Genomic DNA, 16,456 nt, shown 5'->3' with positions numbered 1-16,456 from the left:
GGCCATCCCCGTCGCCCGCGGTGACATTCCGTTTGGGTTTTCGGACCGTCAACCGGAAGACTGCACCCGTGACGTCCCGTATCCCGCGCGACTCCAGGCTTCGACTCGTCCGCCCGCGACCCCTGGCCGCCGCCCCCCGAGCCGTGAACCAGCGGCGCTCGCGCCGCCCCGCACCGCGCCCCCCGGAGGGCACCCCGGCGCCCGCGGAGCTGGCCAGAATGGCGCGTTCCGGTCTGGCGGGCGCGGCCCGCGTCGCCCGCTGGGCGGACGCCGCCCTGGGCCCCGGCCGTGACGGGGCGACCGCCGACGGCAAGGCCACCCTCTCGGAGGCGACCGCCGAACGGGCGGCCGGCGACCTGGGCCTGACCACCGCTCAGGTCCGCGCCGACTGGGACACCGCCCGCCTCGCCGGCCTCGTCGAGGTGCACGGTGACAACGCCCGCCCCGGCTGGCGGCTGCGCGCCTGGGACCGCGACGACAGCGCCGTACTGCGCGGCTGGGTCGCACTCTTCGACGCCTGGTCGCTCGCCTGCCCGGAGCCCGGCGGCCATGAGGCCGCCGCCGTCGCCGAGGTCGTCTCGGCCATGCCGCAGGTGCTCTCCTTCCTCCAGCTGTCCGCCGGCCCCGTCCCCGTGGACCAGCTCCTCGACCTCCTCCAGCAGCGCGTCACCGAACTGCGCACCGAACGCTGCGAGGTCCCCTACGGCCCGCAGCCCGACCCCATGGCCCCGGCCTCGGCCGCCCCCGAGCCGGCCGGTCCGGCGGCCTCGGCCGCCCCGGCCGTTGCCGTTGCCGTCTCCACCGACGCCGGCACCGTCGCCGCGCCCGTCGCCGGCACCTCGCTCGCCCCCCTCCTGGACTGGGCCCTGCGCGCCCTCGCCTCCGTCGGGGCCCTCACCTACGGCGACGGGCAGGCCACGCTCACCCCGCTCGGCAGCTGGGCGGTCTGGGTCAAGCTGGAGCAGATCTGCGTCGCCGCCCAGAGCCCCGCCGGCAACATCGAGCAGTCCGCCGAGGACATGCTCCGCGGCTGTGCCCAGCTGCGCCCGAACGCGGCCCGGGCCGAGTACCGCGCCTGGCTCGCCGCCCGCCCCGTCGGCAGCGCCGTCACCGAACTCCTCGGCGCCGCCCGCGGCGAGGACGCCCTGCTGCGCGGACTTGCCTTCGAGGCGCTGCGGGTGGTCGGCGCCCCCGCCGAGCCCGACGTGCGTTCCGTGCTCGACGAGCCGGCGCTGCGGCCCTACGCCCTGCTGTGGCTGGCCGAGCACGACGGCGTCGACCCCGAGGACGCCCACGAGGTGCTCACCCGGGACGAGGCCACCTGGCTCTGGGTGGACACCGCCGCCGCCGTCGCCGACCACGGCGAGGCCCCGATGCTCGTCCGCCACCTGGAGTCCGCGGTGCAGCCCACCGTCCCCGCGCTGCTCGACGAGGTGCGGGCCGTGGGCCATCCCCGCACCGTGCAGGTGCTGGTCGCGCTCGCCGCCGCCCACCCCGACCCGGCCCTGGCGAAGGCGGTCCGCCGGGCCGCCTTCCAGGTGCACACCGGCGGCAGCTAGTGCTGTGGCCGGAAGGGTTTGCCGGAAAGCCCGCGGCGTCCGGTGCGGTGCATCGCAGGGCGGAGCATCGCCCGCGTACTGGATGTACTCGGGTGATGCGACAACGCGGCGAGGTGCCGTGCCGGGCGTCGCGAGTCGGTGAACCCTTCCGGTCGCAGCACTAGCTAGGTCCTGTCCGCCGATCCCGGTCGGCCCCGGCGGCCCGGCTCAGCCCTCGATGCGGGGCGCGTAGGTGCCGAAGCTCCAGATGTTGCCCTCGACGTCCCGGGCCATGTAGTCCCGCGAGCCGTAGTCCTGGTCCGTCGGGGGCATCAGGATCTCCACCCCGTGATCGACCGCCCGCTGGTAGTGGCCGTCCACGTCGTCCACCACGACGTACACCCCCGCCGGGCCCGCGCCGCGCATCGCCTCGTCGAAGCGGCCCCCGCGGCCCTTCGAGCCGAGCATCACCGCGCCGTTGCCCTGTACCAGCTCGGCGTGCTGGACCAGGCCGTCCTCGTCCTCGTACAACGACAGCTCGGTGAAGCCGAGGGCCTCGGTGAGTTGCTTGAGGGCCGCCCTGGCGTCCGCGTACAGCAGCGTGGGGCAGATGCTGGGGCGCGCTGCGGTGCCTGCCGTGCCTGCCATGCCGATCACTCCCTTGTGCGTCGGTACTTGCCGAAAGATCCGGTTCGCCGCTCAGTCTGGCACCCGCCACTGACAACGCCCCGCCGCAAACACCCGGGAAAAACGCTTGCACGCCCCCGTTAGACTGGCCCCATGGCCATTCTCCTCGCGCATTAGACGGCGGGAACGTCCTCAGCCGCCCATCCCGCCACCCCACCCGCCCTGGAGTCTGTCCGTGATCTCCGCTTCCGGCATCGAGCTGCGCGCCGGTGCCCGCATCCTCATCGAGAACGCCACCTTCCGCGTCGCCAAGGGCGACCGCATCGGCCTGGTCGGCCGCAACGGCGCGGGCAAGACCACCCTCACCAAGGTCCTGGCCGGCGACGGCATCCCCGCCGCGGGCAACGTCACCCGCTCCGGCGAGGTCGGCTACCTCCCGCAGGACCCCCGCACCGGCGACCTCGACGTGCTCGCCCGTGACCGCATCCTCTCCGCGCGCGGCCTCGACGTGCTGATCCGCAAGATGCGCGAGAACGAGCAGCGCATCGCCAGCGGCAAGGGCAGCACCCGGGAGAAGGCGCTCAAGCAGTACGAGCGGCAGGAGACGGAGTTCCTCACCAAGGGCGGGTACTCCGCCGAGGCCGAGGCCGCCACCATCGCCGCCGCGCTCAACCTGCCCGACCGGGTGCTCGGCCAGCCCCTGCACACGCTCTCCGGCGGCCAGCGCCGCCGTATCGAACTGGCCCGCATCCTCTTCTCCGACGCGGACACCCTGCTCCTCGACGAGCCGACCAACCACCTCGACGCCGACTCGATCGTCTGGCTGCGCGACTACCTGAAGACCTACCGCGGTGGCTTCATCGTCATCTCGCACGACGTCGACCTGGTCGAGACGGTCGTGAACAAGGTCTTCTACCTGGACGCCAACCGCGCCCAGATCGACGTCTACAACATGGGCTGGAAGCTCTACCAGCAGCAGCGCGAGGCGGACGAGAAGCGCCGCAAGCGCGAGCGCGCCAACGCCGAGAAGAAGGCCGCCGCCCTGAACGCGCAGGCCGACAAGATGCGCGCCAAGGCCACCAAGACGGTCGCCGCGCAGAACATGGCCCGCCGTGCCGACAAGCTGCTCTCCGGTCTGGAGGCGGTCCGCCAGTCCGACAAGGTCGCCAAGCTCCGCTTCCCGGAGCCCGCACCCTGCGGCAAGACCCCGCTGATGGCCGAGGGCCTGTCCAAGTCGTACGGCTCGCTGGAGATCTTCACCGACGTCGACCTGGCCATCGACAAGGGCTCCCGGGTCGTCATCCTCGGGCTCAACGGCGCCGGCAAGACGACCCTGCTGCGGCTCCTCGGCGGAGTCGAGAAGCCCGACACCGGCGACGTCGTCCCCGGCCACGGCCTCAAGCTCGGCTACTACGCCCAGGAGCACGAGACCCTGGACGCGGACCGCACGGTCCTGGAGAACATGCGCTCGGCCGCCCCCGACATGGACCTCGTCGAGGTCCGCAAGGTGCTGGGCTCCTTCCTGTTCTCCGGCGACGACGTCGACAAGCCGGCCCGGGTCCTCTCCGGCGGCGAGAAGACCCGTCTGGCGCTCGCGACCCTGGTGGTCTCCTCCGCCAACGTCCTGCTGCTGGACGAGCCCACCAACAACCTCGACCCGGCCAGCCGTGAGGAGATCCTCGGCGCGCTGCGCACCTACAAGGGCGCGGTCGTCCTCGTCACGCACGACGAGGGCGCGGTGGAGGCGCTGCAGCCGGAGCGGATCATTCTGCTGCCCGACGGTGTCGAGGACCTGTGGGGTGCCGACTACGCGGATCTCGTCGCCCTCGCTTGATCGAACGGCTGATCAACTGCGTCTGGATCATTCGGCCCATTGGTGATCCATCATCTGTGTGAGATCTCCTCGTATCGAGGTGTGTCGTACATCGATTTCCCGGCCGAGCCCTTATCTGCCAAGGGCTCGGCCGTCGCGCGCCTGTGACCTGGCACTTCGCGGAAGAACCCGTTCGGCGGTATGGACGTCGCCGTATGGAAGGAGCGATTCCACTTGTGGGGACGCGCCCCTGTCGTCACAAGCCTGTCTCACGGACCTTGCCGAATGGGTGGCCATCGCGCCCCGGAGGGGTGATCATGAGGAGACCAGAGCGCACTTCCCATGAGGAGGCACGGGTGGCCGAGACTCTGAAGAAGGGCAGCCGGGTGACCGGCGCCGCGCGCGACAAGCTCGCGGCAGACCTGAAGAAGAAGTACGACGCCGGTGCGAGCATTCGGGCGTTGGCCGAGGAAACCGGCCGCTCGTATGGCTTCGTCCACCGGATGCTCAGCGAGTCGGGCGTCACGCTCCGCGGGCGTGGCGGGGCGACACGGGGCAAGAAGTCCGCGTCGGCCTGACCGACCGCGGGCGCCCCATCGGCCTTCGATGGTGGCCACCCGGTCGGTCGACCGATCGGCCGGGTGGTTACTGTGCAGTCACTTACGATGCCCCGAGGGCATCCAGGACGACCGCACCCATCGGAGGCGCCCCATGGCTTCGCCCGAGCACGACCTTGAACCGGTAATCGACCCAGTACTCGAGCCGGTACTCGACAAGGACGGCGTACGGCTCACCGTCGACGACGCGATCGCCACGGTGACGCTGGCCAACCCGGCCAAGCGCAACGCGCAGAGCCCCGCTCTGTGGCGGGCGCTCACCGAGGCCGGGCGGCTGCTGCCGGGCTCCGTCCGTGTCGTGGTGCTGCGCGGCGAGGGCAAGTCCTTCTCCGCGGGCCTCGACCGGCAGGCGTTCACGCCCGAGGGCTTCGACGGCGAGCCGTCGTTCATCGACCTCGCGCGCGGCGGCGACGCCGAGCTGGACGCGACCATCGCCGAGTACCAGGAGGCGTTCACCTGGTGGCGGCGCAGCGACATCGTGTCGATCGCCGCCGTGCAGGGGCACGCCATCGGGGCGGGTTTCCAGCTCGCCCTCGCCTGTGACCTGCGTGTCGTCGCGGACGACGTGCAGTTCGCCATGCGCGAGACCAGCCTCGGGCTGGTACCGGACCTCACCGGCACCCATCCGCTGGTGGGGCTGGTCGGTTATGCCCGCGCGCTGGAGATCTGCGTGACCGGCCGGTTCGTGACCGCCGCGGAGGCGGTGAACAGCGGGCTGGCGAACCTCGCCGTGCCCGTGGACCAGCTCGACGGTGCGGTGCGGGACCTGGCCGCGGCGATCCTCGCCGCGCCCCGCAGCGCCGTGGTCGAGACCAAGGCGCTGCTTCAGGGCACCCAGGGCCGCTCCTACGAGGAGCAGCGCGCCGCCGAACGCGCGGCCCAGGCCCGCCGCCTGCGCGACCTGGCCGGCATCGGCGACTGACCCCACCACTCGCCCGGCCCCACCACGCCTCCGGGCGCGGCCGGGGTGCGGCCGTGCGCGGCCGCGGCGACGGCCGTGTCCGGCCGCCCCGAACCGCGGCACGGCCGCGCCCTCCGGGCGCGCCGGCCCGGCAGGGGACCTCTGTCCCACTGGGGCCCGGCCGACGCCGGCGTCGCCGCGGTCCTCGGCCTGTGGCTGCTCGTGCTCGCCGCCATCCCCGGCCTGCGGCACCTGCTGCCGATGCGGCGCACCCACCCCGGCGTACGGGCGGGGCCGTACCGGGACGCCGCCGCGCTCGTGCGGCGCGACCGGGCCATGGAGAGCGCCGGCGTGCAGTCGGTCCGTGTCCGGCTGCGCCGCAGAAGGGCCCAGGTCGCGTGGTCTCGCACTTCCGGGACCAGGGCGGTGCTCAGGGCCGTCAACCGGGTGCTGACCGGGCTCGTCGTGCTGGTGCTGGTGCTGGTGCTGGTGCTGGTGCTGGTGCTGGTGCTGGTGCTGGTGCTGGCGGTGCTGCCGGTGCCGGCGGTGCAGTGCTCGCGGCCGGGCCGGGTGCGGCCGCCCTCGTGGTGGCTCCCCACCGGACGGCACGACGTGCTGCGCAGCACCGCCGAGCGGACCCGGTGACGCGGACCAGTTGGACGGTGTGGCGCGCGCCCATGTCCACCTGACGGGCCGCCGCGACGCCCCCGCGCCCCGGGTGCGGCTCCTGCTGGAGCCGCACGTGGACCCGGGGGGTGGCGCTGGACGGCCTCACGAGCCGTTCACTGGCCCGGGCCCGGGACTCGGCCGGCCTCACGGCGCTCCCGGCGGAGGTGAGACTGCGGGCCGTCAAGCACCGGGCGGAACACGTCAGTTGACGTGCCCTGCCGGAACCCGTAAGCCGGAAGCCAGGGTGAGAGGCCGGAAGCCGCAAGCCAGGGTGAGGAGCCGGAAGCCGGGGTGAGAGCTCAGAAGCCGTGCCGCATCCCGCCGTCCACCGGCAGCATGATCCCGGTCAGATAGGAGGCCCCCGGTGACAGCAGGAACGCCGCCGCACGTCCGAACTCCTGCGGCATCCCGTACCGCCGCAGCGGAATGCGCGACTCGTTCGCCGCCCGGGTCGCCTCCGGGTCCGCCGACAGCCCGTCCAGCTCGCGCACCCGGTCGGTGTCGATACGGGCCGGCAGCAGTCCGACGACCCGGATGCCGCGCGGCCCCAGCTCGTCCGCGAGGGACTTGGCGAACCCGGCGAGACCGGGCCGCAGACCGTTGGAGATGGTCAGCCCCGGAATCGGCTCGTACACCGAACCGGACAGCACGAAACCGATGACGCCGCCGGCCTCCAGCTCGGCCGCAGCCGCCCGGGCCAGCCGTACCGCGCCCAGGAACACCGACTCGAACGCCGCCTGCCACTGCTCGTCGGTGTTGTCCGCGACGAAGCCGGGCGGCGGCCCGCCGACGCTGACGAGGACGCCGTCGAAGCCGCCGAAGTGCTCGTGCGCGGCCGCGATCAGCCGTGCCGGAGCCTCGGCGTCCGCGTTGTCCACGGCCACTCCGACGGCGTTCGGGCCCAGCTCGGCCGCCGCGTCTGCGACGCGCTCACCGTCCCGCCCGGTGATGACCACCTTCGCCCCGTCGGCGACCAGCTCGCGCGCGGCCGCGTTCCCCAGTCCGCGCGTCGCCCCGGTGACGACGTACACCCGGTCCTTCAGTCCAAGATCCATGGCCCCTATCCTGCCCGCTCGTCCCCGTACAGGGCGAGGGCGGTGTTCACCAGGCCGATGTGGCTGAACGCCTGCGGGAAGTTGCCCAGCTGCCGGCCGGACCCGGATGCGCCGTCCACCTGGTACTCCTCCGCCAGCAGCCCCACGTCGTTGGCCAGACCCACCAGCCGTTCGAACAGTTCCCGGGCCTCCTTCGTCCGGCCGGTCATGTGCAGCGCGTCGGCGAGCCAGAACGAGCACACGAGGAAGGTGCCCTCGCCGCCGGGCAGCCCGTCGACGGTCGCCGAGTCCGTGCCGTAGCGGCGTACCAGACCGTCTTCGCCCAGCTCCGCGCGGACCGCGTCGACGGTGCCGACCACCCGTGGGTCGTCCGGCGGCAGGAAGCCCACGCGCGGGATGAGCAGCAGCGAGGCGTCCAGCTCACGCGAACCGTAGTACTGCGTGAAGGTGTTCCGCTCGGGGTCGTACCCCTGGTCGCACACCTCGCGGTGCACCTCGTCGCGCAGCGCCCGCCAGCCGTCCGGGTCGCCGCGCAGCGACGGGTCCTCCTGCAGCGTGCGCACCGCGCGGTCGGCGGCCACCCACACCATCACCTTGGAGTGCACGAAGTGGCGCCGCCCGCCGCGCACCTCCCACAGCCCCTCGTCGGGCTGCCGCCACGCCCGGCGCAGGAAGTCCAGCAGCGCGCACTGCATCGACCATATGTGCGGCTTGGGGGAAAGGCCCGAACGCCGGGCCAGCGACAGCGAGTCCATGACCTCCCCGTACACGTCGAGCTGGAGCTGCCTGACGGCGTCGTTGCCGATTCGCACGGGCGCCGAGCCGGCGAAGCCGGACAGCCACGGCAGCTCGTACTCCGGCAGTCGCCGCTCGCCCGCGAGGCCGTACATGATCTGCAGGTCCGCCGGACTGCCCGCGACCGCGCGCAGCAGCCAGTTCCGCCAGGCCTCGGCCTCCTCCTGGTAGCCGACCGCCAGCAGCGCGTTCAGGGTGAGGGTGGAGTCGCGCAGCCAGCAGTAGCGGTAGTCCCAGTTGCGTACGCCGGCCAGTTCCTCGGGCAGGGAGGTGGTGGGGGCGGCGACGATGCCGCCGGTGGGGGCGTAGGTGAGTGCCTTGAGGGTGATCAGGGAGCGGACCACGGCGTCCCGGTGCGGGCCGTCGTAGCGGCAGCGCGCCGCCCAGACCCTCCAGTCGGCGACGCTGTGCTCCAGGGCCTGGTAGGGGTCGATCAGCGGCGGGCGCGGGTCGTGCGAGGGGTGCCAGGTCAGGACGAAGGCCACCCTCTCGCCCTCGGCGACGGTGAACTCCGCGTGTGTGCCGAAGTCCTCGCCCCAGGTGCGCACCTGGGGCTCGCTGCGCAGCCAGGCGGAGTCGGGCCCGGCGACGGCGACCCGGTGGCCGTCGGCCCTGCGCATCCACGGGATGATCGAGCCGTAGTCGAAGCGCAGCCGGAGCGTGCTGCGCACGGTCACCCGGCCGCTCAGGCCCTCCACCACGCGGACGAGGTCGGGAGCGCGGTCCCGCTGCGGCATCAGGTCGGTGACGCGTACGGAACCCTCCGGGGTGTCCCACTCGGTGTCGAGGACGAGGGTGTCCGGACGGTAGGCGCGGCGAGTGCAGGGACCCGTGGCGCCCTTGGGCGCGATGCGCCAGTGGCCGTTGTCCTCGTCGCCGAGCAGTCTGGCGAAACAGGCGCCGGAGTCGAAGCGGGGCAGGCACAGCCAGTCGACCGAACCGTCCCTGCCGACCAGGGCGGCGGTCTGCTCGTCACCGATGAGCGCGTAGTCCTCGATCCGCGGATGCACGGATGTCCGGATTCCCGGCGGACCGCGGGGTCAATCAGGGACGGGCCGCGCGGGTGAAACGGCCGGCCGCCACGGGGGGCCGCGCTCCCCGCCCGGCGGAGGCTGCCTACACCGCCGCTGCTTCCGTCTCCCGCGCCGCTTCCCGGCCCGTCGCCCGGGCCCGTTCGCGGGCCTCGCGGCGGGCCAGGATCAGCCAGCCGACCGGGACGCCCGCCGCGAACAGCCACCACTGGATGGCGTACGGCAGGTTGATGTCCCCTATGCCGATCCAGCTGCTGTCCTCCTTGGGCGACGGGAGCAGCTCGGGGCCGCCGTCCTTGGGTGCGGGCGAGACCAGTTCGATGTAGCCGCCGAGTACCTCCTTGGCGGAGGTGTCGCCCGAGTCACGCAGCAGCGCGCCGATCTGCTCGCTGTTGATCAGCATGATCTGGCGGTCCGGCAGCCCCTTGACGTTCTTGATGCCGCTCGCGGCCGTCGTCTCGTCCTGCATCAGCCGGCCGGTGACCGTGATCTCGCCCGCGGCGGGTACCGGGATCTTCGGGAAGGAGGTCTGCGAGGCGGGTGAGGGGACCCAGCCGCGGTTGACGAGGAGGACCCTGCCGTCGTCCACCACGAAGGGGGTCAGCACGTGATAGCCGACCTGGTCGTCCGTGTTCGTCCGCCGCCGCACCACCAGTTCGTGGGCGGTGTCGAAGTGACCCCTCGCGGTCACCCGGCGGTAGATGTCGTCGTGCGCGACCGACCCGCCGGCCGAGGTGAGCGACTCGGCGGGCACGGGCTTGGCCGCCAGCGAGGCGTTGATCACCTTGTTCAGCGCCTGCCGGTGGTCGTGGCGGTGCAGCTGCCAGAAACCCAGCCAGATCATCGTCGGGATGAGCAGGAGCGCCACGAGGGTGAGGATCACCCACTGGCGGGTCAACAGGAAGCGGTACACCCCACGACGGTACCTCTCGGGCCGTGGGGTGTTCTCGGCAGGGGTGTGCTCAGACGCGGTCGACGATTCCGACCCTCCCCTCCGCGCGGGCGCAGTGCGCACCGCAGTACCAGTGCCCGTCGACGTCGACGCCCTGCCCGATGATCTGGACACGACAGTGCTCGCAGATCGGCGCCATGCGGTGGATCGCGCAGGCGAAGCAGTCGAAGACGTGCACCGAGCCCTGGGCGTGCACCTCGAAGGTCATTCCGTAGTCATTGCCGCATACTTCACATCTCGCCATGCGCCACAGAGTGAGCCGTGGCCGCCGTGCGGGCGAGCGGGCGGTGGGCGAGTCGCCCGGTAATCACCCGTACGTCCGTCAGCCGCCGTCCGCCGGCTCCACATCCCCGAGCAGCTGGCCGAACGCCGCCTCGTCGACCACCGGTGTGCCGTACTGGCGCGCCTTGGCCACCTTCGTCGTGCCCGAGTCGGGGTCGTTGGTGACGAGCAGGCTGGTCAGCCGGGACAGGCTGGTGGCGATGTGCAGCCCGGCCCCGGTCGCCCGGTCCTCCAGCAGCTCGCGGTCGACCGAGGTGTCACCGGAAAAGGCGACCCGCATGCCCTGCTTGAGCCGTTTGCCCTCTTCGTAGCGGCCCGGGTTGGGATAGGGACATGCGGGCCTCTTGCGGGACGGGCGCCAACTGCCCGGCCGGTAGCCGCCGTAGCCGCCCGACGGCTGCCGGGGCACGGGCCGGTCCGACCACTCCGTCAGCGGACGGCACTCCAGCAGCGGCAGCCGGACACCACCCGCCGCCGCGGCCCGCAGACTGGGCCGGAACGCCTCCGCCAGCACGCGCGCGTCGTCCAGCGCGTGGTGCGCCCGCTGCTGGACGACGCCGAAGTGCGCCGCCAGCGACTCCAGCTTGTGGTTCGGCAGCGGCAGGTCCAGCTCCTTGGCGAGCGCGATGGTGCACAGCCGCTGCCGCACCGGCGCCACCCGGCTCGCGCGCGCGTACTCCCGGGCGATCATCTGCCAGTCGAACACCGCGTTGTGCGCGACGAGCACCCGGTCCGCCAGCCGCTCGGCGAACTCCGCCGCAATGTCCGCGAAGAGCGGCGCGCCCTCGAGTGCCTCGCTCGTCAGCCCGTGGATCCACACCGGACCCGGATCGCGCTCGGGGTTGACCGTCGTGTACCAGTGGTCCTCGACCTCGCCGCGCGCGTCCAGCCGGTAGACCGCCGCGGAGATGATGCGGTCGTCCCGGGCCAGGCCGGTGGTCTCCACGTCAACGACCGCGTATCCCTGCGGATACGCGGCCGGCCACGGTGTGGGGGAGGACGCTGCCCTCATGCGGTCTTCGAGCATGGTTCATGAGGATACGGGCCACTACCGACAGTCCGAGCGCGACCGCCCCGGGCGGTGTGTGCGCACGTGAGCGCGCACAATTCGCCAAGCATAAGGAAGCGGGCATATCCCTACCGGGCGAGCAGGGACCGCACCAACGCCCGTACGGAGCCGAGGAACAGTCGCTCCGGGTCCACCGGACGGGCCAGCGCGCGGGCCAGCGCAGGGTCGTTCCCGGCGGCCGCGCCGCTCCACAGCTCCTCCTCGGCCGGGTGCTGTGCCGGGGCGCGTTCGCGGTTGCGCTCCACCAGCACATGGCCGACCACGTGGAACTGCACGGCGCGTACCAGCTCGGCGGCCCGGGCACCGCGCAGCCCCGCCGCGTGCGCCTCAACCACCAGGGCCTGCTGGGCGGGCAGGAACATCCGCTCGGTCAGCCCCCGTTCGTGCACCATCGCCACCAGGTGCGGACGGTCCCGCAGTTGCCGGCGCAGTTCACGCGCGACGGAGACGACGCGCTGCTCGGGGGTGCGCCCCGAGGGCCGGATCTCGCCCAGGTCGGCGACGGTCCGCTCGACGAGCGCGTCGAGCAGTGCCTCGCGGTTGCCGACGTGCCAGTAGATCGAGGTGACGGCGGTGCCCAGCTCGGCGGCGAGCTTGCGCATGGTCAGCGTGCCCGGACCCTGCTGCCGCACCAGGCCGGCCGCGGCCGCCAGGATCTCCTCCCGGGTCAGTGCACCTCTCGCCACGACCGCCTCCGACCTGCTTCCGGCTTCCCTTCCGAGTTCTGGGTGTGCATGGGTGTTTACCCGCGCCGGAGACTGCTGTAACTGTGTTACAGGTGACTGACGGCCCATCAGGAGAAGGGCGGTACGGCACATGGCACGCGTACGTTACGGAGCGCGGACCGAGGCGGAGACCGCCGCCGCGCGCACCGCGGCCGCGCGGCTTCCCGACATCTGGTCCACCGGCGTGGTGGCCCTGTGGGAGACCGACCCGGACGCGGTCGCGGCGGTCCTGCCACCACCTCTGAAACCCACCGGCAGTCCACTCGTCCGGGTGAACATCAGCAAGGTCGACCTTCCCGGCTACCCCCTGGGTGCCGGCTCCTTCGCCGTCGCCGCCGCCCACGACGGCGTCGACGGCTGGTACCCGCTGGTCATGCCGATGACCCAGGAACGGGCCCTGACCGGCGGCCGGGAGGTCTTCGGGGAGCCGAAGAAGCTCGGCGAGGTGACCGTCGAGCGCGACGGCGATCTCGTACGGGCCGTTCTGGCCCGGCACGGCATCGCCTTCGTGGAGGTGCGCGGCACGGTCGCCGGGGAGCTGGTGCCGCCACCGCCCGCACCGAAGACCGACTTCTACTTCAAGTTCCTGCCCGCCGTGGACGGTTCCGGCTTCGACGCCGACCCGGTACTGGTGCACTGCGTGCGCCACGAGAAGGTGCGCCGGCTGGAGCGGGTCACCGGGGAGGTCGTGCTGCGCGAGTCGGCCTGCGACCCGGTCGCCGACCTCCCCGTGCGCCGCCTGACAGAGATCACGCTCGGTGAGAAGACCAGCGACCAGCGCGGCCGGGTCGTCGAACGGGTCGACGCACAGGCCCTGTTGCCGTATGTCCACCAGCGCTACGACGACCCGCTGCAGATCCACGACGGCCCACCCGAAGGGAGCCGGTGATGGAACTCGGCAGCGGGCAGGTGGCCGTCGTCACCGGTGCGGCGAGCGGGATCGGGCTGGCCATGGCCCGGCGGTTCGCGGCCGAGGGCCTGAAGGTGGTCCTCGCCGACGTGGAGGAGGCGGCCCTGGACAAGGCGGCGGCGGACCTCCGCGCGGACGGCGCCGAGGTGCACGCGCGCGTGGTCGACGTCGGCGAGCGCGACCAGGTGCGCGACCTCGCCGAGTCGGCGTACGAGACGTACGGCGCCGTCCACGTCCTGTGCAACAACGCCGGGGTCGGCTCGGGCGCCGAGGGCCGCATGTGGGAGCACGACCCCAACGACTGGCAGTGGGCCTTCGCCGTCAACGTCTGGGGCGTCTTCCACGGCGTCCAGGCGTTCCTGCCCCGCATGATCGCCTCCGGCGAGCCGGGCCACGTCGTCAACACCTCCTCCGGCGACGGAGGCATCGCGCCCCTGCCCACCGCCTCCGTGTACGCCGTCACCAAGGCGGCCGTCGTCACCCTGACCGAGTCCCTGTACGCGCACCTGAAGGCGGAGCACGCGCGCGTGGGGGCGTCCGTCCTCTTTCCCGGGCCGCACATGCTGCGCACCGGCCTGTGGGAGTCGTACCGCAACCGGCCGGCCCGCTACGCCAAGCAGCGGCCCCGCAGGACCCCGTACCGCAGCCTCGGCCAGTGGGAGGCCGCGATGCGGGCGGTGGGCAGGGAGGTCCGGTTCACCCCCGTCGAGGAGGTCGCGGAGCTCGTCGTGGACGGCATCCGCGCGGACCGCTTCTGGCTGCTGCCGCCGAGCGAGCACAGCGACGACCGGATCCGCGCCCGGGCCCGTTCGATGCTCGACCGCGCGAACCCGTCGTACCTCGAAAGCTTCGTCCTGGACTGAGAGGAGGCCGCCGTGACCGACGCCGTGACCGACCGGGACCCGTATCTGATCATCTCCTCCGACTGCCACGCCGGACTGCCCACCGAGGAGTACCGGCCGTATCTGGACTCCCGCTTCCACCGGGACTTCGACGAGTTCCTCGCGGGCCGCGACCGCCGCCGCGCGGAGATGACACGCCTGGGCATCCGCAACGAGGCGTTCGCGGACAAGTGGTTCCAGGACAACGAGGAGGGCCTGCGCGGAGGCTGGGACAGCGCCCAGCGGCTCAAGGAGCTCGACGGCGACGGGGTGGCCGCCGAGGTGGTCTTCCCGGACGCCGACGCCGTCGACAGCCGGACCGCGGCGCCCTTCGGCGTGGGTCTCGGCCTGTCCGGCGACCAGGACCCGGAGCTGGGCATGGCGGGCGCGCAGGCGCACAACCGCTGGCTGGCGGAGTTCGTCCGCGAGCATCCCGAACGGCACTGCGGAGTGGCCCTGCTGCCCGTCACCGCCGAGGTGCCCGAGGTGGTCGCCGAAATCCACCGGGCCAGGGAGTCCGGTCTCGGCGCGCTGATGATCCCGGCCATGTGGGCCGGCAAGGAGCCCTACCACGACCGCCGTTACGACCCGGTGTGGGCGGCGGCCGCGGAGTGCGGGATGCCGGTGCTCACCCACTCGGGCGCGGCCCCCCGCCACGAGTACGGCGACCATCTGGGCATCTACGTCTCCGAGGTCACCTGGTGGCCGGCCCGGCCGCTGTGGTTCCTGCTCTGGTCCGGAGTCTTCGAGCGCCACCCGCAACTGCGCTTCGGTGTGGCCGAGTCGGGCTGCTGGTGGCTGCCGAACCTGCTGTGGTTCATGGACCGCCTCTACCTCGGCGCGCACGGCGGCAAGAAGCTGTCCCCCTTCGCGGAGCTGACGCGCCCGCCGCACGAGTACCTCGACGGGCAGGTGTTCGTCTGCGCCACCAACACCAAGCGCCGCGAACTGGCCCAGCGCTACGAGATCGGCGTCGACAACATCCTCTGGGGCAGCGACTTCCCGCACCCCGAGGGCACCTGGCCCGACACGCGCGCGTGGCTGCGGCGCACCTTCCACGACATCCCGGTCGCCGAGACCCGCCGCATGCTGGGGCTCGCCGCGGTCGAGGCGTTCGGCTTCGACACCCGCAAACTCGCCCCGCTGGCCCGCCGCATCGGGCCGACCCCGGCCGACCTCGGCCAGCCGGAGGACCAGGCGGCGGTGGAGGCGTCCTGGGCGCGTTCGCGCGAGGTGGGCCGGCACTGGCTGACCGGCGAGGACTTCCCGGCCCTCGGAGTGACCCCGTGAGCGACGACCGCTACACGGTGATCTCGGCCGACTGCCACGCGGGCGCCGACCTGCTCGACTACCGGCCGTACCTGGAGCGGCGGCACCACGACGACTTCGACGCGTGGGCGGCCGTGTACGTCAACCCCTACGAGGACCTGCTCGCCGACACCGCCGACCGGAACTGGAACTCCGAACGCCGGCTGGCGGAGCTGGAGGAGGACGGGATCGTCGCGGAGGTGGTGTTCCCGAACACCATCCCGCCGTTCTTCCCGTCCGGCTCCCTGCTGGCCCCGCCCCCGACCGCGGCGGAGTTCGAGCGCCGCTGGGCCGGCCTGCGCGCCCACAACCGCTGGCTGGCCGACTTCTGCGCGGCGGCCCCCGGCCGCCGGGCCGGCGTCTGCCAGATCCTCCTGAACGACGTCGAGAAGGCCGTGAAGGAGATCAGGTGGGCGGTCCGCGCGGGCCTGACGGGCGGCGTGCTGCTGCCCGGCACCCCGCCCGGCTCCGGCCTGCCGGAGCTGTACTCGATGGCGTACGACCCGATCTGGGCGGTCTGCGCCGAGCTGGGCGTCCCCGTCAACCACCACGCGGGCTCGGCGTCCCCGCCGCTCGGCGGCGAACCGGCGGCCCGCGCGGTGTTCATGGTGGAGACGACCTGGTTCTCGCACCGCGCGCTGTGGCACCTGGTCTTCGGCGGCGCCTTCCGCCGCCACCCGGACCTGAACCTGGTGCTGACCGAGCAGGGCTCGGGCTGGATCCCCGGGGTGCTCGACATGCTGGACTACTACCACGGCCGGCTGGTCGCGGCGGCGACGAGGGCGGCCACGGCGGAGTCGAAGTTCGGCGCGGGTCTCGCGGAACACATGGGCGACCGCCCCTGGGAGGTGTGGCGGGCCAACTGCCATGTCGGCGCCAGCTTCATGCGCCCGCACGAGGTGCCGCTGCGGCACCGCATCGGCATCGGCAAGATCATGTGGGGGAGCGACTACCCGCACGACGAGGGGACCCACCCGTACTCCCGGGAGGGCCTGCGCTGCGCGTACGCGGGCCTGCCCAGCGACGAGGTGGCCGCGATGGTCGGCGGGAACGCCGCCCGGGTCTACGGCTTCGACCTCGGCCTCCTGGACCCGATCGCGGCGAAGGTGGGCCCGACGGTGGCGGAGCTGGCCGAGCCGCTGACCGAACCACCGGCGGACGCGACCAGCCCGGTGTTCGCGCGGGGGGCTTCGGTACGGGTCTGGTGAGGGTGCTCGCCCCCGGTGCGTCCGTCCGGTGCCGCAACCGTGCGATCCGCCGTCCGGTGCCGCAACCGTGCGATC

At 72.7% G+C, this 16,456-nt stretch carries 15 protein-coding genes and 2 pseudogenes; 10 read left to right on the top strand and 7 right to left on the bottom strand.

Annotation, left to right across the window (positions count from 1 at the left end):
* The first annotated feature begins 68 nt into the window (after positions 1-68).
* The gene (locus tag ACH4UM_RS30520) at positions 69-1,559 is read left to right on the top strand and encodes a hypothetical protein (RefSeq protein WP_398186217.1); all 1,491 of its coding nucleotides are present in this window, start codon (positions 69-71) and stop codon (positions 1,557-1,559) included.
* Between the two features lie 207 nt (positions 1,560-1,766).
* Here the strand turns inward: ACH4UM_RS30520 and ACH4UM_RS30515 are convergent, their stop codons facing one another.
* Positions 1,767-2,186, bottom strand: a complete 420-nt coding sequence (locus tag ACH4UM_RS30515; RefSeq protein WP_398186214.1) for a VOC family protein — start codon at positions 2,184-2,186, stop codon at positions 1,767-1,769.
* A gap of 214 nt (positions 2,187-2,400) precedes the next feature.
* On the opposite strand from ACH4UM_RS30515, the gene ACH4UM_RS30510 reads away from it, so the two are divergent.
* The 5 genes and pseudogenes from ACH4UM_RS30510 to ACH4UM_RS30490 all read left to right on the top strand — a co-directional run bounded on the left by ACH4UM_RS30510 (position 2,401) and on the right by ACH4UM_RS30490 (position 6,374).
* Positions 2,401-3,999 carry an ABC-F family ATP-binding cassette domain-containing protein gene (locus ACH4UM_RS30510; RefSeq protein WP_398186211.1) on the top strand — a complete coding sequence of 533 codons (1,599 nt, stop codon included), beginning with the start codon at positions 2,401-2,403 and terminating at the stop codon, positions 3,997-3,999.
* A 335-nt stretch (positions 4,000-4,334) separates the two neighbouring features.
* Entirely contained in the window at positions 4,335-4,556 is a 222-nt protein-coding gene (locus tag ACH4UM_RS30505) for a helix-turn-helix domain-containing protein (RefSeq protein ID WP_398186208.1), read from the top strand.
* A 133-nt stretch (positions 4,557-4,689) separates the two neighbouring features.
* Positions 4,690-5,517, top strand: coding sequence for an enoyl-CoA hydratase/isomerase family protein (locus tag ACH4UM_RS30500; RefSeq protein ID WP_398186205.1), 828 nt, complete (start codon positions 4,690-4,692; stop codon positions 5,515-5,517).
* A 159-nt stretch (positions 5,518-5,676) separates the two neighbouring features.
* Positions 5,677-5,915, top strand: a pseudogene (locus tag ACH4UM_RS30495) (DUF6286 domain-containing protein); the annotation flags it as partial.
* A gap of 7 nt (positions 5,916-5,922) precedes the next feature.
* Positions 5,923-6,374: pseudogene (locus tag ACH4UM_RS30490) on the top strand (alkaline shock response membrane anchor protein AmaP).
* 90 nt (positions 6,375-6,464) lie between these two features.
* Here the strand turns inward: ACH4UM_RS30490 and ACH4UM_RS30485 are convergent.
* The 6 genes from ACH4UM_RS30485 to ACH4UM_RS30460 all read right to left on the bottom strand — a co-directional run bounded on the left by ACH4UM_RS30485 (position 6,465) and on the right by ACH4UM_RS30460 (position 12,035).
* The gene (locus ACH4UM_RS30485; RefSeq protein WP_398186203.1) at positions 6,465-7,220 is read right to left on the bottom strand and encodes an SDR family oxidoreductase; all 756 of its coding nucleotides are present in this window, start codon (positions 7,218-7,220) and stop codon (positions 6,465-6,467) included.
* Positions 7,221-7,225: 5 nt separating this feature from the next.
* Positions 7,226-9,025: a glycoside hydrolase family 15 protein gene (locus ACH4UM_RS30480; protein WP_398186201.1), complete on the bottom strand. Its 1,800-nt coding sequence runs from the start codon at positions 9,023-9,025 to the stop codon at positions 7,226-7,228.
* 106 nt (positions 9,026-9,131) lie between these two features.
* Complete coding sequence (locus ACH4UM_RS30475) at positions 9,132-9,959, bottom strand: SURF1 family protein (protein ID WP_398186198.1); 828 nt, start codon at positions 9,957-9,959, stop codon at positions 9,132-9,134.
* Positions 9,960-10,008: 49 nt separating this feature from the next.
* Complete coding sequence (locus tag ACH4UM_RS30470; protein ID WP_189708537.1) at positions 10,009-10,242, bottom strand: hypothetical protein; 234 nt, start codon at positions 10,240-10,242, stop codon at positions 10,009-10,011.
* 78 nt (positions 10,243-10,320) lie between these two features.
* A complete protein-coding gene (locus tag ACH4UM_RS30465; protein WP_398186195.1) occupies positions 10,321-11,307 on the bottom strand; it encodes a DEDDh family exonuclease in 987 nt (328 codons plus the stop codon).
* 110 nt (positions 11,308-11,417) lie between these two features.
* Positions 11,418-12,035 (bottom strand): TetR/AcrR family transcriptional regulator, encoded by a 618-nt coding sequence (locus ACH4UM_RS30460; protein WP_398186193.1) that lies wholly within the window; start codon positions 12,033-12,035, stop codon positions 11,418-11,420.
* A gap of 130 nt (positions 12,036-12,165) precedes the next feature.
* On the opposite strand from ACH4UM_RS30460, the gene ACH4UM_RS30455 reads away from it, so the two are divergent.
* From ACH4UM_RS30455 to ACH4UM_RS30440, 4 genes are read left to right on the top strand one after another with little or no spacing between them, the layout of a single operon-like run.
* The gene (locus tag ACH4UM_RS30455; protein WP_398186190.1) at positions 12,166-12,963 is read left to right on the top strand and encodes an acetoacetate decarboxylase family protein; all 798 of its coding nucleotides are present in this window, start codon (positions 12,166-12,168) and stop codon (positions 12,961-12,963) included.
* Positions 12,963-13,847: an SDR family NAD(P)-dependent oxidoreductase gene (locus tag ACH4UM_RS30450; protein WP_398186188.1), complete on the top strand. Its 885-nt coding sequence runs from the start codon at positions 12,963-12,965 to the stop codon at positions 13,845-13,847. Before ACH4UM_RS30455 ends, ACH4UM_RS30450 begins: the two co-directional genes overlap by 1 nt.
* Positions 13,848-13,871: 24 nt before the next feature.
* The gene (locus tag ACH4UM_RS30445; RefSeq protein ID WP_398186511.1) at positions 13,872-15,155 is read left to right on the top strand and encodes an amidohydrolase family protein; all 1,284 of its coding nucleotides are present in this window, start codon (positions 13,872-13,874) and stop codon (positions 15,153-15,155) included.
* Positions 15,152-16,381, top strand: coding sequence for an amidohydrolase family protein (locus ACH4UM_RS30440; RefSeq protein WP_398186185.1), 1,230 nt, complete (start codon positions 15,152-15,154; stop codon positions 16,379-16,381). The genes ACH4UM_RS30445 and ACH4UM_RS30440 overlap by 4 nt, the downstream gene beginning before the upstream one ends.
* Positions 16,382-16,456: the final 75 nt, after the last annotated feature.

Source organism: Streptomyces sp. NPDC020801 (assembly GCF_044334385.1).
Taxonomy (GTDB): Bacteria; Actinomycetota; Actinomycetes; order Streptomycetales; family Streptomycetaceae; genus Streptomyces.
The sequence above is the reverse complement of the archived record's forward strand: the minus strand, read 5'-3'. Positions and strand labels throughout refer to the sequence as shown.